Origin of the sequence: Mycoplasma sp. Mirounga ES2805-ORL (genome assembly GCF_017084445.1) — a bacterium.
Taxonomy (GTDB): domain Bacteria; phylum Bacillota_I; class Bacilli_A; order Mycoplasmatales; family Metamycoplasmataceae; genus Mycoplasmopsis.
This window is the reverse complement of the sequence record NZ_CP070947.1, coordinates 210,564-236,176: the sequence shown is the minus strand read 5'-3', so window position 1 is coordinate 236,176 and position 25,613 is coordinate 210,564. Positions and strand designations below refer to the sequence as shown.

Annotated in this window: 27 protein-coding genes and 1 other RNA gene; 6 read left to right on the top strand and 22 right to left on the bottom strand. The window is 26.3% G+C overall.

Translation table 4 applies throughout. From position 1 onward, the window contains the following. Nucleotides 1-3: 3 nt before the first annotated feature. From holA to coaD, 10 genes are all read right to left on the bottom strand, one after another. Nucleotides 4-963, bottom strand: coding sequence for a DNA polymerase III subunit delta (holA, locus tag JXZ90_RS00940; protein ID WP_205848534.1), 960 nt, complete (start codon nucleotides 961-963; stop codon nucleotides 4-6). Nucleotides 964-1,136: 173 nt separating this feature from the next. After that, nucleotides 1,137-1,418 carry a hypothetical protein gene (locus tag JXZ90_RS00935; protein WP_205848533.1) on the bottom strand — a complete coding sequence of 94 codons (282 nt, stop codon included), beginning with the start codon at nucleotides 1,416-1,418 and terminating at the stop codon, nucleotides 1,137-1,139. 157 nt (nucleotides 1,419-1,575) lie between these two features. After that, nucleotides 1,576-1,929: a hypothetical protein gene (locus JXZ90_RS00930; RefSeq protein WP_205848532.1), complete on the bottom strand. Its 354-nt coding sequence runs from the start codon at nucleotides 1,927-1,929 to the stop codon at nucleotides 1,576-1,578. 48 nt (nucleotides 1,930-1,977) lie between these two features. Beyond that, on the bottom strand, nucleotides 1,978-2,208 hold the full coding sequence (locus JXZ90_RS00925) for a hypothetical protein (RefSeq protein ID WP_205848531.1): 231 nt from the start codon (nucleotides 2,206-2,208) through the stop codon (nucleotides 1,978-1,980). Next, nucleotides 2,184-2,681 carry a hypothetical protein gene (locus JXZ90_RS00920; protein WP_205848530.1) on the bottom strand — a complete coding sequence of 166 codons (498 nt, stop codon included), beginning with the start codon at nucleotides 2,679-2,681 and terminating at the stop codon, nucleotides 2,184-2,186. The genes JXZ90_RS00925 and JXZ90_RS00920 overlap by 25 nt, the downstream gene beginning before the upstream one ends. 224 nt (nucleotides 2,682-2,905) lie before the next feature. Then, nucleotides 2,906-3,730 (bottom strand): DNA-binding protein WhiA, encoded by an 825-nt coding sequence (gene whiA / locus JXZ90_RS00915; protein WP_205848529.1) that lies wholly within the window; start codon nucleotides 3,728-3,730, stop codon nucleotides 2,906-2,908. A gap of 25 nt (nucleotides 3,731-3,755) precedes the next feature. Continuing rightward, nucleotides 3,756-5,189 carry a pyruvate kinase gene (gene pyk, locus JXZ90_RS00910; RefSeq protein WP_205848528.1) on the bottom strand — a complete coding sequence of 478 codons (1,434 nt, stop codon included), beginning with the start codon at nucleotides 5,187-5,189 and terminating at the stop codon, nucleotides 3,756-3,758. Between the two features lie 135 nt (nucleotides 5,190-5,324). Further along, nucleotides 5,325-6,950: an MAG1430 family protein gene (locus JXZ90_RS00905; RefSeq protein WP_205848527.1), complete on the bottom strand. Its 1,626-nt coding sequence runs from the start codon at nucleotides 6,948-6,950 to the stop codon at nucleotides 5,325-5,327. Between the two features lie 10 nt (nucleotides 6,951-6,960). Then, nucleotides 6,961-7,575: a ribosome biogenesis GTP-binding protein YihA/YsxC gene (gene yihA, locus JXZ90_RS00900; protein WP_205848526.1), complete on the bottom strand. Its 615-nt coding sequence runs from the start codon at nucleotides 7,573-7,575 to the stop codon at nucleotides 6,961-6,963. 1 nt (nucleotide 7,576) lies between these two features. After that, entirely contained in the window at nucleotides 7,577-8,008 is a 432-nt protein-coding gene (coaD, locus tag JXZ90_RS00895) for a pantetheine-phosphate adenylyltransferase (protein WP_205848525.1), read from the bottom strand. 178 nt (nucleotides 8,009-8,186) lie between these two features. On the opposite strand from coaD, the gene JXZ90_RS00890 reads away from it, so the two are divergent. Then, entirely contained in the window at nucleotides 8,187-9,200 is a 1,014-nt protein-coding gene (locus JXZ90_RS00890) for a ZIP family metal transporter (protein WP_205848524.1), read from the top strand. A 229-nt stretch (nucleotides 9,201-9,429) separates the two neighbouring features. Then, nucleotides 9,430-11,643 (top strand): transglutaminase domain-containing protein, encoded by a 2,214-nt coding sequence (locus JXZ90_RS00885; RefSeq protein WP_205848523.1) that lies wholly within the window; start codon nucleotides 9,430-9,432, stop codon nucleotides 11,641-11,643. Nucleotides 11,644-11,666: 23 nt separating this feature from the next. Here JXZ90_RS00885 and JXZ90_RS00880 read toward each other — a convergent pair whose 3' ends face one another. After that, nucleotides 11,667-14,045 (bottom strand): MAG1360 family OppF-related protein, encoded by a 2,379-nt coding sequence (locus JXZ90_RS00880; protein WP_205848522.1) that lies wholly within the window; start codon nucleotides 14,043-14,045, stop codon nucleotides 11,667-11,669. A gap of 44 nt (nucleotides 14,046-14,089) precedes the next feature. Here JXZ90_RS00880 and ssrA point away from each other — a divergent pair. Both ssrA and JXZ90_RS00870 read left to right on the top strand, forming a co-directional pair. After that, nucleotides 14,090-14,486: a transfer-messenger RNA gene (gene ssrA, locus JXZ90_RS00875) on the top strand. Between the two features lie 120 nt (nucleotides 14,487-14,606). Further along, the gene (locus tag JXZ90_RS00870) at nucleotides 14,607-14,960 is read left to right on the top strand and encodes a hypothetical protein (RefSeq protein ID WP_205848521.1); all 354 of its coding nucleotides are present in this window, start codon (nucleotides 14,607-14,609) and stop codon (nucleotides 14,958-14,960) included. Here JXZ90_RS00870 and pgsA read toward each other — a convergent pair whose 3' ends face one another. The 11 genes from pgsA to JXZ90_RS00815 all read right to left on the bottom strand — a co-directional run bounded on the left by pgsA (nucleotide 14,961) and on the right by JXZ90_RS00815 (nucleotide 23,212). Then, nucleotides 14,961-15,629 carry a CDP-diacylglycerol--glycerol-3-phosphate 3-phosphatidyltransferase gene (pgsA, locus tag JXZ90_RS00865; protein WP_205848520.1) on the bottom strand — a complete coding sequence of 223 codons (669 nt, stop codon included), beginning with the start codon at nucleotides 15,627-15,629 and terminating at the stop codon, nucleotides 14,961-14,963. It lies immediately after the preceding gene. Between the two features lie 2 nt (nucleotides 15,630-15,631). Beyond that, entirely contained in the window at nucleotides 15,632-16,162 is a 531-nt protein-coding gene (locus tag JXZ90_RS00860; protein ID WP_205848519.1) for an MHJ_0274 family protein, read from the bottom strand. 80 nt (nucleotides 16,163-16,242) lie between these two features. After that, nucleotides 16,243-16,659 (bottom strand): ATP synthase F1 subunit epsilon, encoded by a 417-nt coding sequence (gene atpC, locus JXZ90_RS00855; RefSeq protein ID WP_205848518.1) that lies wholly within the window; start codon nucleotides 16,657-16,659, stop codon nucleotides 16,243-16,245. 19 nt (nucleotides 16,660-16,678) lie between these two features. Continuing rightward, the gene (gene atpD, locus JXZ90_RS00850; RefSeq protein ID WP_205848517.1) at nucleotides 16,679-18,238 is read right to left on the bottom strand and encodes a F0F1 ATP synthase subunit beta; all 1,560 of its coding nucleotides are present in this window, start codon (nucleotides 18,236-18,238) and stop codon (nucleotides 16,679-16,681) included. A gap of 14 nt (nucleotides 18,239-18,252) precedes the next feature. Continuing rightward, on the bottom strand, nucleotides 18,253-19,122 hold the full coding sequence (gene atpG / locus JXZ90_RS00845) for an ATP synthase F1 subunit gamma (protein WP_205848516.1): 870 nt from the start codon (nucleotides 19,120-19,122) through the stop codon (nucleotides 18,253-18,255). 2 nt (nucleotides 19,123-19,124) lie between these two features. Further along, nucleotides 19,125-20,705 (bottom strand): F0F1 ATP synthase subunit alpha, encoded by a 1,581-nt coding sequence (gene atpA, locus JXZ90_RS00840; protein WP_205848515.1) that lies wholly within the window; start codon nucleotides 20,703-20,705, stop codon nucleotides 19,125-19,127. After that, nucleotides 20,706-21,254, bottom strand: coding sequence for an ATP synthase F1 subunit delta (gene atpH, locus JXZ90_RS00835; RefSeq protein WP_205848514.1), 549 nt, complete (start codon nucleotides 21,252-21,254; stop codon nucleotides 20,706-20,708). After that, nucleotides 21,254-21,757 (bottom strand): ATP synthase F0 subunit B, encoded by a 504-nt coding sequence (locus tag JXZ90_RS00830; RefSeq protein WP_205848513.1) that lies wholly within the window; start codon nucleotides 21,755-21,757, stop codon nucleotides 21,254-21,256. Before JXZ90_RS00830 ends, atpH begins: the two co-directional genes overlap by 1 nt. 6 nt (nucleotides 21,758-21,763) lie before the next feature. After that, the gene (gene atpE / locus JXZ90_RS00825) at nucleotides 21,764-22,009 is read right to left on the bottom strand and encodes an ATP synthase F0 subunit C (RefSeq protein WP_205848512.1); all 246 of its coding nucleotides are present in this window, start codon (nucleotides 22,007-22,009) and stop codon (nucleotides 21,764-21,766) included. 23 nt (nucleotides 22,010-22,032) lie between these two features. Continuing rightward, on the bottom strand, nucleotides 22,033-22,785 hold the full coding sequence (locus JXZ90_RS00820; protein WP_205848511.1) for a F0F1 ATP synthase subunit A: 753 nt from the start codon (nucleotides 22,783-22,785) through the stop codon (nucleotides 22,033-22,035). Continuing rightward, nucleotides 22,772-23,212: a hypothetical protein gene (locus JXZ90_RS00815; RefSeq protein WP_205848510.1), complete on the bottom strand. Its 441-nt coding sequence runs from the start codon at nucleotides 23,210-23,212 to the stop codon at nucleotides 22,772-22,774. The genes JXZ90_RS00820 and JXZ90_RS00815 overlap by 14 nt, the downstream gene beginning before the upstream one ends. A 383-nt stretch (nucleotides 23,213-23,595) precedes the next feature. Between JXZ90_RS00815 and deoD the strand changes: the two genes are divergently transcribed. Further along, nucleotides 23,596-24,300, top strand: coding sequence for a purine-nucleoside phosphorylase (deoD, locus tag JXZ90_RS00810; protein ID WP_205848509.1), 705 nt, complete (start codon nucleotides 23,596-23,598; stop codon nucleotides 24,298-24,300). 1 nt (nucleotide 24,301) lies between these two features. Beyond that, the gene (locus JXZ90_RS00805; protein ID WP_205848508.1) at nucleotides 24,302-25,597 is read left to right on the top strand and encodes a thymidine phosphorylase; all 1,296 of its coding nucleotides are present in this window, start codon (nucleotides 24,302-24,304) and stop codon (nucleotides 25,595-25,597) included. The last annotated feature ends 16 nt before the right edge of the window (nucleotides 25,598-25,613 follow it).

The window sequence follows — 25,613 nt, the reverse complement described above, 5'->3', positions numbered from 1 at the left end:
TTTTTAAATAAAAAAATTAATTAAAAATTTTTCAAATCCTAATTGAGCATCAATTAAACCATCTTTAATTTCTTTATCAAGATTTGCAAGGCGAATTATCATGCTTTGTATCTTTTTAATACCTAGTTTATAAATTAAGTTTTGAATTTTCTTTGCTCTATATTGATTAACTTTATATTCAGAAGCGAAGTTTTTTAAATCTTTATCAACTGTCAAAAAGCTATATATTTGATTAGCTAAAATGAAAGATTGTGAAATTTGTCCAATTAAATTTGTTATTTCGACACCTTCATTTAATTTTCTTTTGTATTGTTTTCAAATTAAATAAAAATCGTTTGTTTCAAATGAATTAACAAATCCAAAGGCATCTTTAACAAGAACTTCTTCAACATTTTCAATAATCATTTCTTTTGTTATTTTTTTACTATTTGATAATAGTTTTATTATTTCATTTTCTATTATTGTTAGATTGTTGGACAATTTTAAGGTAAGTTCAATTATTGCTGAATATTCAATTTGACCACCGTTCTTTTTTGTTATAGACTCAATAGCATCATATAAATTCTTATTTTCAAGTTTTTTAGTTGTTAAAAATATAGTTTGATTAGTTGTATTTGATAGACAAAAGTCTGTAAAAATATTTGCTGGAATCTTGTCTTTTGAGGGTAATTTTGAATTAACAAATATAAATATATCGGCTGTATTTTTTTTAATTGCTTCAATAATAAATTGTGCAATTTTTAGATCTTTTTTAGCTATTGTTTTTTCTAAAAAAGGTAAATCATAAATAATTAATAGTTTTTTTTCTTGAAATAAAGGTGTTGAATCTATTAGAGTTAATAAATTAGTTAAATCATTTTCTTCACAATAAAAATTTTCTAGTTTTTTTTCTTTATTATCCTTAATAATTTTATTAATCTCTTGATTGATAAAATATTCTTCATCGCCACAAATTATGTACATATTAGAATTATATATATTAACAATTTATTTTAAGCAAATTATTTTATTAATATTAAAAGATATCAAAAAGTATTGACAATGAGACATTCTCATTTTCAATATTTTAAATTTTATAAAAAGTCTTTTTTATCTATAAATGTGCAATTCATAGTTTTTTATATTTTAATTATCAATTAAAGCTTATTATCAATAAGACTCTCGTCCATATTCGGTCCTAATTGATCATTTCAATTCTTAATAAATCCTAAGAATCTATACTCATATTGTTTGTCGTTATAATCACTAAGCTTTCTTTTTATTATTACTTCATACTTATCTTTAAGCTTATCTTTAAACACTACATTTAAATAATTAATTACATATTCATATATATATATATATGAATCATGTAACTCTGGTCTATTAACCTTGTTGTCAAAATAATCTAATCCATTTATATACCACCCATTAGCCACATACACAGGAACTAATGCTTCATAAAGAAAATCATAAGCTTATTTTCATGTATACTCAAAATCATTATTAGTGTAATTAGGATATAACTCAGCTATCGTAGTATTTTTAATTTATGTAGCTTCAAATTCTGGAAGAAGCATTGATTTTTTTAAAAAATTAACTTCAAAAGATTATCGCTTTTACCTTCAAATCAATCTTTTTACTTTCAGGTATCAAACTTCGTTTATTAAATTCCTTATCATAATTTACATTCATAAAGTTTTTATATCACTTAATAAGGTTTTTATAAATAGCCTTATTTTGCATTTCATTAAGTCCAATTCTTAAACTAATATAAAATGAATTTGATAAAAAATGATAATTATTATATTGTAATCTTCCGTTGACTTCCGTAATTGTCTTAACTTTTTCATTGCTATTTACAATAATTTCACCTGCATACATATCATAATGATATCCAGGGAACTTATTTTTTATAAAACTATTTGTTCCAATACTAAATGGCAACACAAATCAACTTCCAAACTTTCCCTCACTAGAACTGGTTCCGATTCTCTTCTAACTAGTTCTCATATATTTATATCAATTACTAAGTAAGTATTTATATAATCCTTCTTTACTTTCAAGCTCCTCTAAAAAGTTTTTTTCAAAAAAAGACCTCCCTGAATCGAGTCAACTAGTTTTGCCAAAATAAACTAAATGGTCGTCCCAGTTATCCTTATTGTATTGACTATCTGATAAAGTTGCGGTTGCTGATGTAACATTTAAATACTCTTCAATCTCATTCAAAATTTTTTATGAACCTCTATCGGATTATTGCCATAACACTCAATATGCCCTCTATTTTCAACACCTGAATTATTGATACTCATATAACTAAAATTCCTAATAAGGTTTCAAATTCTTGTGGCACTATTTAAATCACTAGTAAATCTTTCATCTAGTATATCCATATTTTTATGTTGTTGAAGTTCAGATTTTGTCATATAATAATCATTTTCATTTAAATAAACTCTAGGTCTAAATCTCTTTCATTCCCCATTTAAATAATCATCATTTTTAACAACTTGTGGTCTATATTTCAATTCTTTAAAGTAATAGTTATTATTAGTTTTTAAATATTTTTGATTTGTAGATTTAAAATAAACATATCCATCTTTGTTTTCATGATTTGTATCTGGTTTTGTCCCATCTTTAGGCAATGGATTAGGTTCAGAGACATTAGGATTAGTATTTGGATGTTCGCCATCATTTCCAAACATATTACAACTAACAGCTGCTAAAGGCAAAACAACTAATCAAACACAATTTAGTCAAAAAATTAATTAATTTTTTCTTATCATAAATCTCATTAATGATTTAAATAATAAAATTATACTAAATGGTAAATCGAAGACGGTTTTTTATTTTTTTCTTTTATGAAATGCGCAATGTAATAAGCAAAAATATTCCAAGTATAGGAATAGATTATTATAAAGCATTAAAATTATTTAATTTTATTTGCTATTTTATCCAATTTCTTAATCCAGTGGTAAAGTCCGCTTTTCGTTATTTGGATATTGTGTTTTTCATTTAATATACCTACAAGATTAACTAAACTTTCTGAACTATTTTCTGATAATAACTCAAAAAAAACAATTTCTTTAGGTTTCAATTTATCAAGCATATTATTTTCTTTTATAAATTGAAAATTATTAATGATTTTTGAATTTGAATTAATTATTTTTTTAATGTTGCTTAGATCAATATTGTTTATTCTATTAACATTATTTTCAAAATCTCTTTTTATTATTGATTCTTCAAAATTAAATAAGGAATTAAAAGTCAAAATAGCTTTTAAAAAATCAGATATTTTCTCGTGTTTCTTAATATAAATTACATACTTATTTTGGTGTTTAATTTGAACAAAACCAAAACTGTATTTATTTAATTTTTCTTGAATTAAGTCAATATATTCTAAGTAATGACTTGTTAATTCTAGATGGTATGAAGGTGTATTTAATTTATTTACACTGCCTCCTCCAGCAAATACACCAGCAAAGAAGAATGGGGGTTGCTCTATTGTTTTTTCTAAATTAATATCTTCAAATTTAATCATAATATAAATTGAATTTAGTTTGTATTCTATGTGTTCTTTTTTTAGACAATTTATGAATAATTTTCTAACTTCTTTACCTCTAATTGATAATTTATAATATCCATTTTCCTTAATAGCGTTAGAAAAAATGAAACCTTTGATTAATTCAAGGTTTTGAATTCTATTATTATTTCTTGTCAGTATTTCATTTTTTACTTTTAAACTAAAATTCATTACAGCCTTTAAATTGTTAATCTAGTTAAACAGTCATTTCTAGAACATTTCCTTGTTCAACAATAAGGAATTTTTCTCCTTTTTCAACATTATATGGTTTCAATGCATCCTTAGCATATTTGAAATCGCGTTTGATTTTTTTAAATAGTTTTTTGCTATCAACTGAGTTTCACACTCCATAGGTAACCCCAAAACTGTTTATTAATTTTTCATCATTAATGATGCCTATGATAATTGTGTTGGGTCTAAATTTTGCAACTTCACTTAGCAATCTTCCAGTATCTGAAAGAACAATTGTAAATCTATATTCACCATATCTAGCCCTATTCGCAACTCTATAAGCAACCCTCGAATGATCAAAATTTCTATCTGAATTTTTTCTAATTTGTTCTAGTTGGTCATCATAATAAGCGGTATTATAAAATTCGTTTTCAGCTCTTTTATTAATTTGCGACATAACTTCAACAGTTTTAACTGGGAATAAACCTGTTGCACTTTCTCCTGAAAGCATTGTGGAGTCAGCGCCTAATTCAGTGGCATAAAAAACATCTGTTACTTCAGCTCTTGTTGGATTTGGACTATGTTCCATTGAGTCTAACATTTGTGTAGCGACAATAACTGGTTTACCAGCTTCTCTACATTTTCTGATCATAAATTTTTCTTGAACTGGAACATCATAAAAGTTAATTTCTAAACCTAGATCACCTCTTGCAATCATTAAAGCATCAGTTTCTCTAATAATTTCATCAATGTTTTTTATTCCTAAGTCACTTTCAATTTTTGAAATTATCTTTACATGTTCACCATCTATTGAATTTAAATAATCTCTTAATTCTCTAACATTTTTAGCACTGTTAACAAAAGAAGCAGCAACATAATTAATTCCATGTTTAACGCCGAAGGCTATATCATCTTTGTCTTTTTCGCTTAGAAATGGCAATGAAAAATCGACTCCTGGTAAATTGATACGTTTATTTGTTATTAATTTGTGTTGATTAATGGTCTTAATTATCACATTATTTTTTTTAGTTTCTAAAACTAATGCTTGTAATTTTCCATCATCAAACAAGATAAGATCTCCAGGTTTAACATCCTTACTCATATCATAAGAAACTGCTATTTCTTTATCCGTTCCTTCTAATGATGAGAATTTATTTGGATCTGTTATCAAAGTTATAATAGCCTCTTTTTTTATTTCTTGGGCTCCATCTCTCATTTTTCCAATTCTAATTTCCGGTCCTTTTGTATCTAATATAATTGAAATTGGAACATTAAACTCTTTTGAAACTTTTCTTGCTAAGTCAAATTTTTTAAGTTGTTCTTTTCTATTTCCGTGGCTAAAGTTTGCTCTAATAGCAGTAGCACCTGCTAGCACCATTTTCTTAAGAGTGTCATAATCAGAGCTAGCTGGTCCTAGGGTTACGATCAATTTACTTCTTTTTTCTATTAATAATTGCATATGTTCCTCCAAATGATTTAATTTTCTTGTAAATAAATTTTATAAAAATTATGGGCTATCATTTTAACAAATTCTTATTTGTTTTTAAGTTTATTTAAAAGAAGTTTAAATAAGAGCCATTAAAGGCTCTTTTTGCTAGTGTTTAAAGTTATCTACTTCAATAATTCCATAGTAAACTAATGGACTCTCAATAAAGTTCTTATCTGAAATATGTTTTTCTTTAATTTTATACATAAATCTTGCTTTTCCATTTTTTTCATCAAAGGAAATTAATGGAGAATAAATTTGAGTATCTCTTTTAGCTAATGTATCATTAAAAGTATTTAAGTTTCATGTTAAGTAATATTTATCATTTAGATCATTGTTTTTAAATATTAATGTCATTATCATGTTTCCATTTTTATCTGTATAAACACCTTTTGATAACTCTCCATTTTCTTTTCAATTATCATTTTTAATATTTGTGTTGTAAGTAATTGTTTTAGTATCGGTTGGATTTATCTCACTAATTAGATAATTAGAATTTGTTTCTTGGTTTTTACCAGTGACTAAATTAACTTCTATATTTTTCATGTCGAACCAATTAAAAACAATTTCTTTTTCAGTTGTTCCTTCTATTTCATATTTTTTAACAAGCGAAAGATCGTTATCTTCGGCGGTAGGAATAACTAATTTTTGATGATAATGAAAGATAATAACATCTCTGGATATGCCATTAATTGTTGATTTCTTTGTTGAAAGTCAAAAAGGCTTTGCTTTATCTATTTCATATACGCTGCGTTCTATATCTTTAAAATTAAAATAATCCTTTACCTTTCTGATTCCTTTATTTATTTTGTCTACATCTGTTGTTGAAGCATCAGTTGGCAAAATACTCATAAATTCTTCTAATGTTTCAAAATGTTTTTTAACTTTTAGTTTTTTAATTTCTTCTGAGTATTTTTTAATCATTGGTTCATTATTGGTTGTTTTTGCTGAATCCAACAATTTTTCCAGGTCTTTTATTTTTTTCTCATTTTCTTCACTTATATAACCTTCAATAAAGTTTTGAATATTACTTTCAGTTATTTTCAGTGAAAATGAATCAAATTCTTCATAATTAAATTTTTGAAAGTATGATGAGTTTAATTCTGATCTGGTTATTTTGTTATTATTCAATTTAGGATTGAATTTTTTAAAACCTTCAAGCTTAAATAATTTTTTAGCAACAAATTTTTTTACTCTATCTTCAAATTTTTCAATTCTAGAATTTTCTTTATCTTCAACATAAACGTATAGATATAGTGTTCCCTTTTCATCATTAGCAAAAGAGTGGAATAATAAATTACGATTTAAACCATTACTTGAGGCAAATATATCAAGCGGTGCTTTATCATCTCTTATTAGTTCAAATTTTTTATCACCAAAATTTGAGTCTGTATTAATTATTGAAGTGTCAATACCATTTACATTAGGGTTCAATAAAGTAGTTTCCCAAAAATATTTTTTAGGGCCGCTTTGACTAAATTTAACAAATGGGTTTTTGTCATTTTCAATACTAAATATATTGTAATTAGAGGAATGTGAAAATTCACTTGCTAAATGATTTTTCATCTCATCTTTAAAATTATCTTTGGCTTTAAATGTATATCTTTCCAACATTTTTTGGTCTGAAGCATTTAATTTCGAATTTAATTTTGATATAGCTACAGCTGCGCCAATACCATTAGCTGCAATTAGTCCTGAAAGTAAACTTAATAAAATAATTTTCTTTTTCATCATTTATATTCCCCTATTCAATCGTTGTATCTATTTTTTTGTTTATATCACTATATAAAATGTTATCTATAAATTGTACCAAAACATTCATATTTATATTTTTTTCACTCGAAACTAAAAAATAATGAACATTTGAATTTATTATTTCTTCTTTTAAAAGAAAATCGTGTTTTTTTATTAATGAAGATTTTTCTTTTTGATTTAATTTATCAAGTTTAGTATATATTACATCGTAAGGTATTTTTTCCTTTTCTAAAAAGTTAATTTTAGATAAATCATTTTTTGTAATTCCTGTTCTAGAATCAATTAGAAGGAAAAGATGTTTACTAATATTTTTATTTTTTAAAAAGAGATCAACATATTTATTCATTTCAAGTATTTTAGTTTTTGACATTTGTGCAAATCCATAGCCCGGTAAATCGACAATTATTTTATTGTTAATATCTACAAAATAATTAATTAGCTGCGTTCTACCTGGTGTTTTTGAAACAAAAGAAATTTTTTGATTCGTAACAGCATTTAATAATGATGATTTCCCTACATTTGATCTTCCTCAAAAGCAAACATTAAGTTCATTATTAAAAATTCATGTTTCGGGTTTAAGAGCTGATTTTTCAAATTTTCACATTTTATTTTATTCCTAACTTTTTCTTGTGTCTTAATAGGGTTGATGAATATTCAATCATGTCATAATCTGGAATTATGAGTATTGTTTCTAAATCTGGATTAACAGCATTATTTCCAGCCGCTAATTCTAATTCGTATGAATAGTCAGTGTTATTTCGAGCGCTTCTGATTAATAAATTAACATCTAATTTTTTAGCTAGATTTCCAATTAATTCATTTTTATTGATTAGTACTTCTATTTGTTTATATTTCGCTAATTTGTTTTTAACATATTGATAACGCTTTTCTATGTTAGCTAAATTTTCTTTATCTGGATTAATTGAAACAATAACATAGATTTTTTCAAAAATATTTAGAGCCTTATCTATTACAGCGATATGTCCTTCATGAATAGGATCAAAAGATCCTGGATAGATAGCTGTTTTACAATTCATATTCGTTTACCTCTATACTTAATTAATAAAATTATTTTAATTATAATAAATAAATTTTAGTTTATTATATTAATACTAATATTCACATATACTTGTATACTTGGTTTATTAAATATTTACATTATTAATTTTATAAAATAATAAACTTGTGAATAATTAATTGTGTAGAAAGAAATGTATGGAAACATTTATAAATAATTTAAAAAATTTTTCAAACGGCAATGAAGAACTTGCTAAATTTATATTAGTTCTTATTGCATCAATGTTTTTACTTTTAATTCCTATTTTTGTAACAACAATTTTTCCTTTATTTAAAAGCAAGTTAAGTCCTCGTGGAAATGCCTTACTATATTCATTTGTAACAGGGTTTTTTATAATTCTTGCCACATTTGGTTTTTTGCGCGAATCGTTGGAAATTAGTTCAATTAATGGATATGATTTTAGATTAAAGCATCCTAAGCTAACAGTTTATACGTGAAATATTATTTTAGTTTGTGGAGGTTTAATTACTGGTTTATTATTTGCCTTTGGTTTAAGAAAAACAATAAAGGCAATTTCTAGAACTAGAGTTAAAAATGATAAATTTGCAGCCATTTTTATTCACAATCATGAAATAGCACATGATCATGGTGCAATGCATGATGAACTTAAATTAGGGCCAGATCACAAAACTAAAATCGATAAACAACATCAGGTTAATGATCCTAAATTAAAAGTAGTTGCCTTATTATTAATTTTGGCTCATAGAATCCCTGCAGGCATTTTGATTGGATATAATCTAAATCAATTATTTTATGGCGAAGGTTCTAGTTTAAGTATTGCATTTTTAATTTCATTTATTCTTCATTTGATACCAGAAGAGATAATTTATTATTATAGACAAAGAGAAATGGGAATTTCAAGATGAAAAGCCATGTTGATTTCAATCGGAATTATTCTTCTATTTATTCCCTTAATGTTAATAGGTATTTATTTTGGTCATGTAATTACTAGCATTTGGCAAGTTAGATCATTTATTAGTGCAGTAGTTGCTGGAATATTCTTATTCACTTCTATTGTTGAATTCCTACCCGAGTTCTTTCATTCTCACCATGATAAGAAATTGTTTAGATGAGTTATGCTTATGTTCTTTATAGGTATTGTGTTATGTGCACTTGTATTATCATTCCATGAACATTCTCATAGTTTTTAAGATTTAGTTGTTTTTTACATAATTTTAAAATAGCTTTGTTCATATTTGAAATTAAGAAAATTTTGCAAATATTCCTTTTTTATAGAGCTTTATGCATATTTTTAATCTATTGTATAAGAATTTTCTATGAAAAAGGAATATTTTTTTCTTTTTCAACTTATTTATTTATAAAAATATAAAATTTAATATTGTAAAATTACAATACATAAATATTGAAGGGAAGCGAATAATGGGTATTAAAAAACGAAAAATTATTTTACATATAGGCAGTGTTTTAGGTATATTTTCTGCACCATTAATTTCCGTTTCTTGCTTTAATAATTTAAGATATGATCCAAAAAAAGAAGAATCTAAAACTGAAGAAGTTGATGAAAAAATTTCTATTGGCGATAGTAAAAAAGAATTGAAGACTTTATTAAATGATGTTGAAAAGGAATTGGACAGAATTCAGGATATTGTTTTATATAGTATTGAATTAAAAACTACTTTTAATAATAATTTTAATTTTGCAAAAAATGTTTATCTAGATGAAAATAGTGAATTAAAAGATATACAAGAAGCTATTAATTTATTAAAAGAAATTACTAATTCTATTCAAGCTATAGATGAACAAAAAGACATGCTTAAGGTGGATTTATTTAATCTTAGAAAAGATAACAGTTTTTATAAATATTTCACTAGAAAGCAACAATCCGAATTAATCTATGAATTAGAAAAATATATTCAAATTTATATAGAACTAAATTCTAAGAAGCCAAGTCAAATAACAATTGATATTCTTAAACAAATGATTTACAATGTTTCTTCTTCCAAGTTTAATTTCATTAAAGAACAAATTAAGATATTAAGAAAGGAGTTCGCCTATAAAAAAGAGGAATTAAATAAATACGTTCCATCAGATGTAATCAAATTCGAAAAATATGCAAAAGATATAAACGATAAAATAATTGCATATGAATCACAATTACCATTACCTTGAGAAGATATCTTTAAAGACTATGAATTTCTTTTCAAACAGTTTAATTTGTGTAATTCTAATTATGAAAAAGCAAAAGAAAATGAAGTCAGTGACTCTGATGAAATAAATAGTCTAACAGTATCTAACAATATTGCTAAAGCTCGTATGACTTCAATAGTTGATAATTTGATTGGTTCTAAAAATATAACGGACGAACAAATAAATCATATATATAATAAAAATGATAAAGAAATTGCTAAAAAACTTCAAATTGTTTGAACAAAATTTAAATCATTAATTCCTGAAGCTTATGACAAAATGGGTGGTATAAGGTCAAAAAATATTAATTTTAAAAAGAGACTAAAAACCGTAGAAAATTTTATAAATAATTATTGAGGTTATGATAGTGGATTAAATAGTGGTCCTATGGCAAATTCAACACCTATTATAAAAGGTGCTATTAGACAATTAGTAACTTATAAAACATTCGGTTCAAATCAAAATTATTATTCAACATACATCGATCAATTATTCGACTATTTAAAAGTTTTAGAATTTGATTTATCTTTAACATTTGATGAATCTGATAAATTGGTTGTTAAAGAAGAAGATTTAGATATCTTTAATATAAATAAAGTAATTCTTCCTAAGAATTCTAAACTAACTAGAGAAGAAGTAGTTAAATTTAGAAAAGATATCTATTACGGCAATGCTTTTATTATTGATGATAAAAATGAGTCATATTATTCATTAAATATTAAAGAGTCTTTATATAGTCAAATTAGTAAAAATAACTGAATAGCCTTTGATGCTAGAATGTATGAATTAACTAACGGATCTAACTATTATAATGATGTTGCTTGAAAATCAATTTATGATAAAAATATAAGATTTAGATATAGAACTAAAAATTATAATGAAGAAAAGCAAGTTAATGAATTAGTTTTAAAAGTAATACCAACAATTATTTCAAAAAACTTTAATCTAAAACAAAAAATAAGTGCTGTTCACAATTGAATTGTCGACAATACTGAATATACTGATTCTTATGAACTAAATAATACTAGTTTACAAAATTCAATTAGAAGTGTTTATAGATTTGTCACAGGAGAAAAAGTTGTTTGTGAGGGATATGCCAGAATGTTCCAAAAATTTATGACATTTTTAAATATACCATCATGATACGTATATGGTGACGCAGGTAATAAATTTAATAGTCCCCAACCTCATGCTTGAAATATGGTTGTTGTGGATGGAAAAAATCTATTTGTAGACTGTACATGAGATGATCCATACGTAGGCAATAAGGTAGGCGAACACAGTATAATAAATAAAAATATTTATCCACATAGAATTAATTTTCTTCTTAAAGAATGGAAAGAGTTTTCTACAGCAAACGGTGGTTATAGAAATATTGATCCAGAATTAAAACAATTAGCAGACCGATTAAAAATAGATAATTTCCCCTATGTAATAATGAATTAAAAAACTGCTTTTGGGCAGTTTTTTTAGAAAATGTCTTTTTTATTAGCATCAATATCTATTGACTGTGTTTCTTCATCATTGATTCATTTGTCATAATTTTCAATTAATTTATTTGAATTAGCCGAAGCTTTTTCTTTATCAATAAACACACTTATACCATCAAAAACATTTGTCATTTCTGAAATGGCTGTTTCAATTGTAGAATTCATAGTCTCACTTTCAAAAACAACCTCTGTGCTTGCGCTGTCTTCCATATTAAGTCTATTTTTTATATAAGATGACGGAACGCATACAAAATGAGAATTAGAAATATCGTATGGCGAACTTAAAAGAAAACTGCTATTTTTATAAAAGTCCTCTATCGGCAAGTCTCTTCTAGTAGTCAAATTTTTAAGATTTTGAGTAAATGGTTTTTTTAAAACAGATTTATAGTCCCCGTATTCAATTAGTTTGTTTTCATAAAAATAAAATAGTTTATCAAATTCTCTATTTACAAGTTCTATTCTATCGGTGATAAAAATATAAGTTATATTACTTTGTTCACATAATTCTGATGCAACTCTTAAGAACTCATTAATTAGATTTAAATCTATATCTTTATTATCATCAACTATAAATAAAACATCAGGTTTTTTAACTATGTTAGATAACAATTTAATTTTTAATTTATTAATTTTTGAAAACTCGGATGACTTTTTAATAATGCTTTGAATCGATATTGATGATTTATCAAAAACTTCAATAAGTCTTTTTATTGTAATAAATCCTATAATTTCTTTTTCATTATATTTTTTATTATTAAATAAAAAGTTATGCGATCTTGTGAAATAATCAATAACAAATGAATAATTATCTAATAGTGATTTGATTCTAATAAAAACAGATTTAGCTAGCTTGCTTATAGCACTATAGTCACCTTTTGGTTTGAAGCTTCTTTGGAAAAAACTAATAAATCCTTTGACAGTTTTTTTAATGTAAGTGTATTTCTTTGAAATATCTCCTGAAGCTTTTTTTAGGAATGGATCATCTTTTAACTTGGCATTTAATTTAAATATAGTATTTTCTATTTTTCAAAAGTATTCATTTTCCAATTCATATATTTTTTCACTAATAACACTAGTTTTTTTATCGTAATTTTCAGCTTTAGATACAAAAATAGTGTTTTTCTTAAGTTCATAAATTTCTTTATTATTTTTATTAAGTAATTCTTTAAATTTATCCCATTTATTATTTGATAGAGCAATATATTGGTCGAAGCCAAAATCAAATTCTTTTTTAATAGTTGATCTTATTTTTTTGATGCTGAAGTTTTTTAGTGAACAATTTATAGAAGCTAAGTTGTTATAAATAAATAATTTAATATAAAAATCTATATTGTCTTTTAGTTTAAATATCTCCTTTTCATCTAAAAGCAGAATTTTATTTTTAACCTTACGTAGAAGTTTATATGCATGTTTTTGAGTTTCAATTTTTTTAATAAATAGTTCATATTCTAGACTGTTTTTTTTAAGGTTTTGTATTGTAGCTTCTTTTACTTTATTGTCTTTTTTATATCAACTTATTATGTAATTAAATGTTTTTAAATTATTATCAATAATTTCATGCTGTATATCTTTAATATTTTCAATATTTCTGTGAGTATTTTCAAGCAATAGTTCTTGTTTAAAAATATTTTTAGTTTTTAATTTTAATTGATTTAAATAGAATAGGTCCATTTTCAATTGTTTAATTTTTTCGTCTCCAAAATAGTCAACACTGCCAAGAGTATATGTCTTGTAATTATTGAATTTTCCAAGAAATTCCTTATATATGTCAAAAAGAACCTTGTTAGTTGACGACAAAAAGTTTAAAGTCTTTTTTTCAAAGTCATCAATTTTTTCATTGTCTAAAAAAGACAAATTAGCTTTTAAAATATTAATTTCCCGAGTATAGTCATTAAAGATAATTGTAAGTGAACTTTGATGAGATTTTAAAATATCAAAGTATGAATTTTTTATTATAGGATTGAATTTTCTTAATGTTGATCAAATGTCTTTAATTTCTTTTGGATCAATATTAAAATTTTTGTAAAGTTCATTGTATTCAAGAAATAAAAAATTAATATCATTATTTAATTCAATTTCATTAAGGCTTTGAAATAATACCTTGTTAAATATTTTATTATTGTCATTGCTATTTAAAATAATGTTATTGTTTTCATTATCAAAAAAAGTAATAATTGAATTATTGTTTTTTATGTTTTTTTCAAAATTTTTAATCAAAAAATCACTCTTATCACAAAGTAATAGAGATGATGACTTGTTTTCAAATTCCATTTTAGGAATAAATACTGATTCTTTAGTATCGCTTGTTGATAGTAAGCTGACATTGTTTTCAATTAATAATTTTTTATTTTTTATCATATTAATAAAGTATATTAAAATATAAAATATAATTTATAAAAAAAGGGGATGTAATGGATTCGACATGCATCGGGTGGTATTAACATCAGTGGTGTAGTAGACCATAATTACTACTAGGCTTTATACTTGCAAAAGATAAAGAAAACAAGGAAGAAATTAATCTTCCAGCGTTTGCAATCGCTAACAAATTGCAATCAAACCTTGTTTTTGCTTAGTTATAGCATACAAGTGGATTAGTATAATTGTCTCATTATATTAATTCGGTTCAGAGACTTACTTTAGTAAATGCATCATTTACTTAGAGGACATTAAAGATGCAAATCCTAAAGACATTCTGTTTATTTTAATCTTTAGGATGATCCCAAAAATAAACTAAACTGTAAGAAGTGTTAATATTTGTTTGGTGTGTGGACACGGGTTCGACTCCCGTCATCTCCACCATTTTTTTATTGAATTTTTTTGAAGATAAAATAAAATATAAAAATATATCTACTTACTTTATGTATTAATAAGATGTTGTAAGATATAGACATTATTTATATAATAATTAAGGAATTAGCAATGAATACAAAAGACAAAGAAAATGATAAACTTAAAGACAATAAAAAGATGAGAAAAACTATTGAGCAAAATATTTTATCCGATTATAGAATTAAAGATGTCTCAAGAACAACATTAAATGAATTAGAAAATATAAAAATATATGATAAAGATGATATTCAAAAAATGGATTTTTATCAACATAAAGCTCTTTTTCATGATGCGGTGGAGTGTGTTACATCCTTAAAGAAATCTCAAATTAAAGCTAACAAAAAAAAGATGATTGGATCATCTCTTATTGTTTGAACATTATCCAGTGCATTAGTTGCAATAGCAACGTTGCTTGTATTTATTTTAGCTATTTGGTTTAAATAACTATTTGACTTGTAAATGAGGAGCTATTTTTTTAATATAAAGAATTCCTGAGTAGATACTAAAGAATAGTCCTATTAAAATAAATAAATTAATTGAATAAATCATTAAATATCCATAAATTTCTTGGGTAAATTTTTCTTTTGCTATATTTACTAGATATTCCGGATAATAAGGAATCACAATTGCAACTATTAAAATTGTAATGATGCCAATTGTTTGAAATAGTGTTTTCATTTTTCCAAATATTGATGCAGAAACATCTATTTTAAATTGGGCCATAGAAATACGGCAGCCATCAACAATAATATCTCTAAGCACATAAATAATAATAATTCAAAAAGGTATAAATTTAAAAACTGCTAGAAAAATCATTGTCGAAGTTACTACAACTTTATCTGCTAATGGATCTCAAAGTTTACCAAAACTTGTAACTAGATTATTTTTACGAGCTGTATATCCATCAAAAAAATCGGTAATCATTGCCACAACAAATATTATTAAAATTATGCTTAATAATATTCTCCCATATAATTCATGTCCATTTTCAAGATAGCCATTGCTATTAGTTATATTATATTTTTTAAACAGAATACCAAAAGCGATAAAAGTAATAATTAAAGGGACAACAAGAATTAATCTTAATAATGTTAATTTATTTGGTAGGTTCATATTTATTCTTCTTTTTTATCTAATTGTTTTTGATAATATTCGTCAATTTCAGCTTTAATTGAGTTAATATGATCTGGAGAAATTAAGAAGTTTTGAGCATTTATTCTTTTTTGGATAATTTTTTCTAAGTCTTTTAAAGAACTTTTTCATGTTGTACTTCTTGAGTCACGATATGATATGTATATTTTTAATAATTCATCAACATCATGACTAGCAATTATCAATTCTTTAAAGTCTTCAGTTTTTTGCAATTCTAATAGGTAATTACGTGGCACATCCGTTATCTCAGACATTTTATATTTACCAATAGAAGGCTCGAATTCATCAATTAGCATTTGATTTTTTATAATTAGATAATCTAACTTTAAAAATATTTCAAGTGCATATTTTTCAGCTTTAATTGCTAATTCTTTTTCTCTTTTGATTCTTTTTCTTTTTTTAACCATGTCTTTTAGACCTGTGTATGTAAACATAATTACTAAAACAACTATCACAGCCCCTAAAATAACTCATGTAATTCATCCTGAATCCATATCTAACTCCTTTTTTAATCTTATTGTCTATATAAATTAAATTAATGTATTTGTAGTATTTACTTTTAGATAATAAAACATTACTTATTATTATATATATTAATTTTATTAATAGCTTTTCTTAATTTTTGTTCAAAGATAATTTCTTTTTTAGTGTTTTTGTATTTTTCAATATTTTGAAGAGCTATTTCTTTATCTCTCTTAGCTTTTTCAATATCAATATTTTGGTCGAAAATAATATCGTTAGTGATTATTTGTACTTCTTTCGAATTAGCATAAACGAAGCCATTTCCGATATAGCATGCCTTGTATCCTTTTTCGCCTTTTCGATTAATTTCCATTTTACAAACGTCGATAATACTAAATATAGGTGTTCTATTTGGCAAAATAGTTATAGCACCACCATATTTAGTTTTTAGATAAACTTGACTAACATCTTCATCTAAGAAAAGATTTGATGAAGTCATTATTGTTAAATGGGTTGTTTTAGCTTCCATAATAATCACTTACTTTCTTTTATTTTTCTTGTTCGTTATTTTTATTTGCTTCTTCTTTTTTATTTTTATTTTCTTTATTTTTTAAATATTCGTTGTATTTAGCTTCTACATCATCAATTGAACCTACATATAAGAATAATTCTTCAGGGTATTTGTCACATTTTCCATCTAAAATAGCTCTAAAACTTCTAATTGTGTCTGAAAGTTTTACATATTGGCCTTTTTTACCACTAAATTTTTCAGCAACTGTAAATGGTTGCGATAAAAAGTTTCTTATTCTTCTAGCACGAGCAACAGTTAATTTATCTTCATCATTTAATTCTCCAAGTCCTAAAATAGCAATAATATCTTGTAATTCTTTGAATCTTTGAAGTATTGAAACAACATCATGAGCTGTATCGTAGTGTTCTTGTCCTACTACAAGTGGATCAAGTAATCTAGATGATGATTCTAGTGGGTCCACTGCTGGATAAATTCCTAAAGCTGCAATATTTCTGTCGAGAACTGTTTTTGCATCTAAGTGGTTAAATGTTGTAGCTGGAGCCGGGTCTGTTAAGTCATCAGCTGGGACATAAACAGCTTGAACACTAGTGATTGAACCTTTATGAGTTGAGGTAATTCTTTCTTGTAGTTGACCCATCTCTGTTGCTAATGTTGGTTGGTAACCAACTGCACTAGGCATACGGCCTAGAAGTGCACTAACTTCACTACCTGCTTGAGTGAAACGGAAAATATTATCTATAAATAGTAGAACATCTTGATTTTGCTTATCACGGAAGTATTCGGCCATTGTTAATCCAGTAAGAGCTACTCTCATTCTAGCTCCAGGAGGTTCATTCATTTGTCCGAAGACAAGAGCTGTTTTATTTAAAACACCAGCAGCTTTCATTTCGTGGTATAAATCATTACCTTCTCTTGTTCTTTCACCTACACCCGCAAAAATAGATAACCCACCATGTTGGGTAGCTATATTATTAATTAATTCTTGAACTAAAACTGTTTTACCAACACCAGCACCACCGAATAAACCTATTTTCCCACCTTTTGCATATGGAATTAGTAAGTCAATAACTTTGATACCGGTTTCTAGAATTTCACTAACTGATTTTTGTTCTTCATAGGTTGGCGCTTTAGCATGGATTGGCATTTTTAAAGCATCTTCTGGGAAAGGTTTTAAATCGATAGGTTTACCTAGAACATCAAACATTCTTCCCAAAACATTATTTCCAACCGGGACACTGATTGGTGCTCCGGTGTCAAATGCTTCAAGACCTCTGGCTAAACCATCTGTTGAAACCATAGCAATAGTTCTAACTGTTTCATCACCAATATGTTGAGATACTTCAACAACAACATCTTCATCACCATTTTTTATTATTAATGCATTATTTAATGATGGTAATGCTCCTTTTGAAAAACGTATGTCAACAACGGGTCCCATAATTTGAATAACTTTACCTACACCCACTTCTTCAACTATATCTTTTTTTCTGGCTTTATCTAAACTAGATTTAGCTATTGATTTATTTACTCTTTTTTTAGCTGGGTCTTTTTTCTTTTCGTTAATTACTTTTGGCATATTATTATCTCCTTTTAGACAGATTCTGCTCCAGAAACTATTTCATTTAATTCCTGAGTTATGTTACTTTGTCTCTTTCTGTTGTAATCTAATTGTAGGTCGTTAATTAAATCATTTGCATTGTCAGTTGCAGTTTCCATTGCGTTTCTGCGCGATGCTAATTCGCTTAAACGGCTGGATGCAAGCATTAAGCTTAGTTTAGCATTTAAGTAGAAAGGTATAGATTCATTAAATACTACATGAGCTGATGGTTCAAATTCTAAAACCTTAATTTTTTGACTATTGTCATTTTCAGCGATTTTTTTTATTTCAGCATAATCTATTGGGAAAAGTTGTTCTTTGCATTCTTCTTGGATTAGATTATTTATATATTTTGTATAAATTACATTGAATATATCTATCTCTTTATTTTCGTATAGTTCATAACACTGTTTAACAATGTTTTCTACAAGCAAATCTGCATTTTGGTTTTCGCTTATTTTGTATTGAGATATTATTTGGTCTTTATTGTGATTTTCAAAAGTATTGATACCTTTAACACCTAATAAAATTAATTTATCGCTTGGTTTTATAGAGATTTTAGCTAATTTTATTACATTAGAATTATAACTTCCCGCCAGTCCTAAATCGGCAGTTATTATTATGTTTAGTACCTTCGGATTATCTATTTTTTCTTGATAAATAGAGTCTAGTTCTTCTTTATCAATATATTTGAATATTTTAGAAATTGTTGTTTTTACTTTTTCCTCATAAGAAAAAACATTTTGGTATTCTTCTTTAGCTCTTTTAAGTTTGGAAGTTGCGACTAATTCCATCGCATGAGTAATCTTTTTAATGGAATTAACTGCTCCTATTCTTCCTTTTATATTTTGCAAACTTGACATATTTAATTTAGGTTTCTATATTTTTCCGGGATAGGAAAATATTCACTTTCATTATAGTGAGCCAAAGATGAAATAATTGATTTAACAATATTAACAATAGCTTTAATCATTTCTAATTTTGTTTGATCATTAAATTTATAATTATCTTTAACGATTTGTTTTGATAACTCAATACCTTTTTTATCTTCATTAAAGTATTTAATAATATTGTCACGGTATTTTTTCATTGTGTTTTGTGGAAGAGGATTAATGATTTTTTCCTTAACACCTAGAAGAATTGCTGATTGTGAAATTTGATCAATAGATTTAAATTGTTCTTGTTTAAGAATTTCATAAACTTTTGCTCCATGAGCTAAAATGCTTTTTGTTAAGTCATCTAAGTCTGAACCAAATTGGGCAAAAGCTAACATTTCATTATATTGAGCTAATTCAAGTTTTAATGAAGATGAAACTTCTTTCATAGTTTTAAATTGAGCAGCTGAACCTACACGACTAACGCTAAATCCAACATCAACAGCAGGTCTTTGTCCTGAGTTAAACAAGTTTTCTCTAGTAAAAATTTGACCATCGGTTATTGAAATAACATTTGTTGGAATATAAGCTGAAATATCGCCTTGTTGAGTTTCAATAATTGGCAATGCTGTAATTGAACCTCCACCAAAATCTTGAGTAACACGCGCAGCTCTTTCTAGAAGTTTTGAGTGTAAATAGAAAACATCCCCTGGGTAAGCTTCACGTCCCGGTGGTCTTCTTAATAATAAAGAAAGTGTTCTATACGCAACAGCATGTTTTGATAAATCATCATAAACTATCAATACATCCTCACCTTTTGACATTCATTCTTCAGCAATTGTAACTCCAGCATAAGGAGCTATATATTGTTGAGGCGCTAATTCACTTGCTCCTGAAACTAATACTGTTGTGTATTTCATTGCGCCTGTTTCTTCTAGTTTGTTAACAATCTGAGCAACTGTTGAATTTTTTTGTCCAATTGCTACATAGATACATTTAACATTTTTTCCTTTTTGATTAATTATAGTATCTATTGCAATAGCTGTTTTACCAGTTTGACGGTCACCGATAATTAATTCACGTTGACCTTTACCAATAGGTATCATTGAATCTATTGCGATAATACCTGTTTCTAGAGCCTGATTTACTTCTTTCCGAGTCATAACTCCGGGAGCCACTTTAAATATTTCACGTTTATTAGTTGATTTGATAGGACCTTTACCATCTATTGGCTGTCCAAGAGAATTAACAACTCTACCAATCAGCTCATCACCAACGTTAATTGAAATAATTTCGCCACTTCTATGACACTCATCACCTTCTTTAATAGAATTAGCATTACCAAAAAGACCAATACCAACTACCTCTTCTTCTAAGTTTAGAACTAAACCATAGGTGTCATTGTCAAAAACAATAATTTCCCCATTTTTAGCATTATTTAAACCAGAAACTAAGGCAATACCATCTCCTATAGTAATTACTTTACCTACTTCTGAACAATCTATTTTTTGCGCATCAAAGTTTCTTATTCGTTCTTTAATTATTGCGCATATATCATGAATATTTGACATCTAAAGCTCCTTTTTTGTAATTAAAAATTCAAGTTTTTTTAAATCAGAATCTATAGAGTTTTCAATAATTAAACTTTCAATTTCAATTCTGAAACCAGAAATTAATTCTTTTTTAATAATGTGATGAAGATCGATCTTACAGTTAAATTTTTTTTCAAGTTTTTGTTTAATTTTTTCTAATTTAGTTGAGCTTAATTCAAAAGCTGTGTAAATTTTGGCATATTTAATATGTAATTCTTCATTTGATAGTTTCAAGAATTGAATCAATATTCTATTAAGGATGTGAGTTAAATTTTGTTCAATTAAAATTTTGATAAATTTGACTAATAATTCAGAATCTTTAATATCATTAAATATTTTTTCAATATATATGAAACGTTTTTCTTTACTTATTTCTGTATTAGAAATAATATTTATTAATTTATATTCGTTTTTAATAGCGTTAAACAAACCGCTAGCTAGTTTATGCATTTGTAAAACATTATTACTTTCTTTTGATAATTCAAATAGTGCTAGAGCATAACTTTCTGCATTAGCTTTTGAGTACATTAGTCTTTAAGGAACTCGTCTATAAGTTCACTCTCAGTCTTTTTAGAAACTTCTCTTGCGAGAATTTTGCGTGAAAGTTCCGTTGCTGCTTTAGCTATTTGATTTCTTTGGTCTTCTAGTAGAGCTTGATGTTCCTTATTAATTAAAATTTTGGCTTCATCAATCATTCTTTTAGATTCAGTTTTAGCCTTATTTGTATAATCAATAATTACTTTTTCAGCTTCTACTTTAGCATTTTTAACAATATTGTTAGCTTCAGAACCGGCCATATCTAGTTTTAAATTTGCTAAATAAAGTTTTTCGTCTGATTTTTTATTCAATTCTATTGAATGATCTATTTCTTTTTGGATTAAATCTTGTCTATCTTTAATTGATTTTTTTACTGGTTTATACAATAAGAAAGTCAAAATTAAAACAGTTATTGCTAGAGCAATTAATGTTGCTAGCATCATTCAAATAGAAGGGAATATTTTCTCAAATTTTTCCGCTAAATCTTGTCTCATAAAATTTTAGTATACGAAAAGTAATAAAATTGAAATAACTAATGAATAAATAGCTGCTGATTCAGCAACACCTTGTCCGATCAACATCATTAAACGAATTTTACTTGCTGCTTCAGGATTGCGCCCTACTGCTTCTGCTGCTTTACCCGCCGCATAACCTTGTCCTAAACCTGTACCTACAGCACCTAGCATTGTTATACCAATACCAATTGCTACTAATCCTGCTTTGTATGTATTTGCGTCTGCTGCCATATTTTTTCCTCCGTAATGTTTAATTAATATATATTTTTGTTTGGGTTAATAATTTTTGCTTTTGTTTCTTTACTATCTTTATTTTTTTTATCTTGTATTTCTGCTTCATTTGCTCAATATACAGTTGTAAGAGATGTGAACACAAGAGCTTGAATAACTGCTCCAAAAATATCGAAATACATGTGTAAGAATGGTGTTACTATTGGTGCAAATCAGAAGAAAGATTCCCCATTACCTGGTAGCAGTGTTCATAGTCATCCAAATAGTGTATATACTAAATAGACGATTGTTCCTCCACCAATAATGTTTCCGAAAATACGGAAACTAAGTGAAATCAAGGGTGCTACTTGCCCGACTAAATCAATTGGGTTTAAGTACTTTTTAAAAAAGCTGATTTTCTTATATATTAGACCTACAACAAATATTCCTAGTCATGATATTAATGCTAATGTAAATGCTATACTATATGAAGTTACAATTGGTTCTAAACCTAAAAGACCAACCATATTTCCAACTAGTAAAAAAGTAGTTAAAGCGAATATATATATTCTTCCGCCCTTTATTTTACCTTCTGTAGATTCATAATAGGTTTTATCAATTATTGAAACATACCCTTGAGCAACCAGAAGAATGCCTGATGGTGCTTTGGAAGGGTCTTGTTTTTTAACTTTGAAAAAGATAATTAATGAAACAACTAGAATGATAGTAATTGTTACTATTAATGAAAATAATTGTGGTTGATTTCAATCGAATAAATGTTTACTAATCTTTTCCATTATTTACACCCTTTCTTAAAATTAAAACTGAAATTACTATAGATATTGGTGTTGTTAGTATTCCGAATAAAAATGCAAAAAGATTTATTGGATATATAACTTTATTAAGTTTTTCATTCAATAAAAAGATTTGATTTGAATTATGGTTTATGAAAATTGAAATAATAGTTACAGCGGCTATTAAAGCAAGACCAATTATAAATCCTAAAAAAGATAGAGTTCTAGCTGGATGTTTTGTCTTTTGCAAAGCCTTAGATGTAAAAAAGTTTCTAATTTCAAACAATATACTTGATGATTGCGAGCCAATCAAAAAACCTAATAGTAATGATAGTTTTATATAGTAATAAAAACTTACAAAAATTACGCTTAAAATTGAAGTGTAGATTCAGAATATTTTTAAAAATATTTTGTAAAACTTGCTCTCCATTTAAGCTCCCTGTTTTTTCTTGAAAAAACACTAAAAATCATGTTATGAACTATATAACATATGGTTATTATATTACTAATGCTTAATATTTAGAAATTAATACTTAATGCTAGAAATTATCAATGTTTTTTTGTAAAAGCAATTTATGGTAAATTGCAAATATTTATTCCAAAAAGCCTATAAAAAAGTTTTTTTAGAAAATAAGGCTCTATAACTATGCTAAAAACAAATATATATTGTGAAATTAAAAATGGTATTTTTTTGCATAGTATTGAGCTTACGCTTTATTTCTTATGAGCGAAATTAATGGGCATTGTGTGATAAAATTTTAAAGTTCAAAAATATTTAAAAAAATAAAAATAGGTTTTATAAAAGGAGAAAATATGACACCACATATAAATGCTAAAAAAGAAGATATAGCTAAAACAGTTTTGATGCCAGGAGACCCACTTAGAGCTAAATATATAGCCGAAACTTTTTTAGATCCAGGATTTAAAAAAGTTAACTCAATTAGAAATATGTTCATGTTTACAGGTACATATAAAGGAAAACCTGTAACAATTGCTGGCTCAGGTATGGGTTGCCCTTCAATTGGTATATATTCATATGAATTATTCAAATTCTATGATGTAGATAGAATTATTAGAGTAGGCTCAACAGGAGCTTACACAAAGGAAGCTAAATTGTTTGAAACAGTTTTAGTTAAGGATGCATATGCAGACAGCTCAACATTTAGAAAATTGGTTCTTGGAAAAGATGAAAAAGTCGCTTTACCAAGTTCTAAATTAAACCAATCTATTGAAAAAGCAAGCAAGGAACATAATATCAATATTAAAATTGCAAGAACTCATTCAAGTGATGCATTTTACTCAATTGTTCCTTTGGAACAAAGAATTAAAGAGAGCGATGCATATTGTGTTGAAATGGAAAGTTTTGCTTTATTCACAAATGCTGAAGTTCTTAATAAAGAAGCAGCTTGTTTACTAACTGTTTCTGATAACTTAGTTACACATGAAGAAACAACTCCAGAACAAAGAGAAAAAGCATTTAATGACATGATTAAATTAGCTTTAACACAGGTGAAATAAAATGAGAACAGTAGACATATTGGAGAAAAAAAGATTAAAAAAAGAACTTTCGGGTGAAGAAATCGAATTTTTAATCAAAAATTATGTTGATAATAAAATTCCTGACTATCAAATATCTGCATTTTTAATGGCAGTTGTTTTAAATGGCATGACTGCGGCAGAGACTGCTATTTTAGCTAAGTCAATGATGAATTCTGGACATGTTATTAATTTATCTTCTATTCCAGGTATTAAAGTGGATAAACACTCAACAGGTGGTGTTGGTGATAAAACAACATTATCAGTTGCGCCTATTGTAGCAGCTTGCGGAGTACCTGTTGCTAAAATGTCAGGACGTGGTTTAGGTCACACTGGCGGGACACTAGATAAACTTGAATCTATACCAGGATTTAATGTATTTTTAAGTGAAGAGGAGTTTATTAAACAAGTTAAAGAACATGGTATTTCAATTATTGGACAAACAAATCAAATTGTTCCAGCTGATAAAAAACTTTATGCTTTAAGAGACGTAACATCAACAGTTCAATCTATACCATTAATTGCTTCAAGCATCATGTCTAAAAAACTAGCTACAGGTTCTAATGCTATTTTATTAGATGTTAAATGTGGTAGTGGAGCATTCATGGAAAATATTGATCAAGCTAGAGATTTAGCTAAGACTATGATTAATATTGGTAAGGAATTAAATGTTAATGTTATTGCTGAAATAACAAATATGAATCGTCCAATTGGTCGTGAAATTGGTAATAAAAATGAGGTTTTGGAAGCTATTAGAGTTTTAAAAAATCAAGGAACACCGGATTTTGATGAGTTAGTTTACTCTTCATGTGCAACAATGCTTGTTCAAGCTAACAAAGTTAAAAACCATGACGAAGGACTTATAAAAGTTAAAGAAGTTATAGAAAATGGTAAAGCATTAGAAAAGTTTTATGAATTAGTAAAACTTCAAGGCGGAGATGTTCAAAAATTAAAAGATCCTAAATTTTGAAATCCTAATTATAAATTAGAAGTTATTAGTAATGATGATGGATATATTGAAATTTTTAATGCTCTTACTTTTGGGTTAGTTGCAATGAAATTAGGAGCAGGACGTAAAACAAAAGAAGAATCTCTTGACTTTGAAGCCGGCATAACAATTAACAAAAAGACTAATGAAGAAGTTAAAAAAGGAGATTTATTATTTACATTATATTCATCAAATCCTATTGATAAAGAATTAATTAAAGAACTAGAAACTGCTTACAGATTCAATAAAAAACCTATTGAAAATAAAATTATATTAGACACTTTAAATTAATAAAAATATCAAGCAC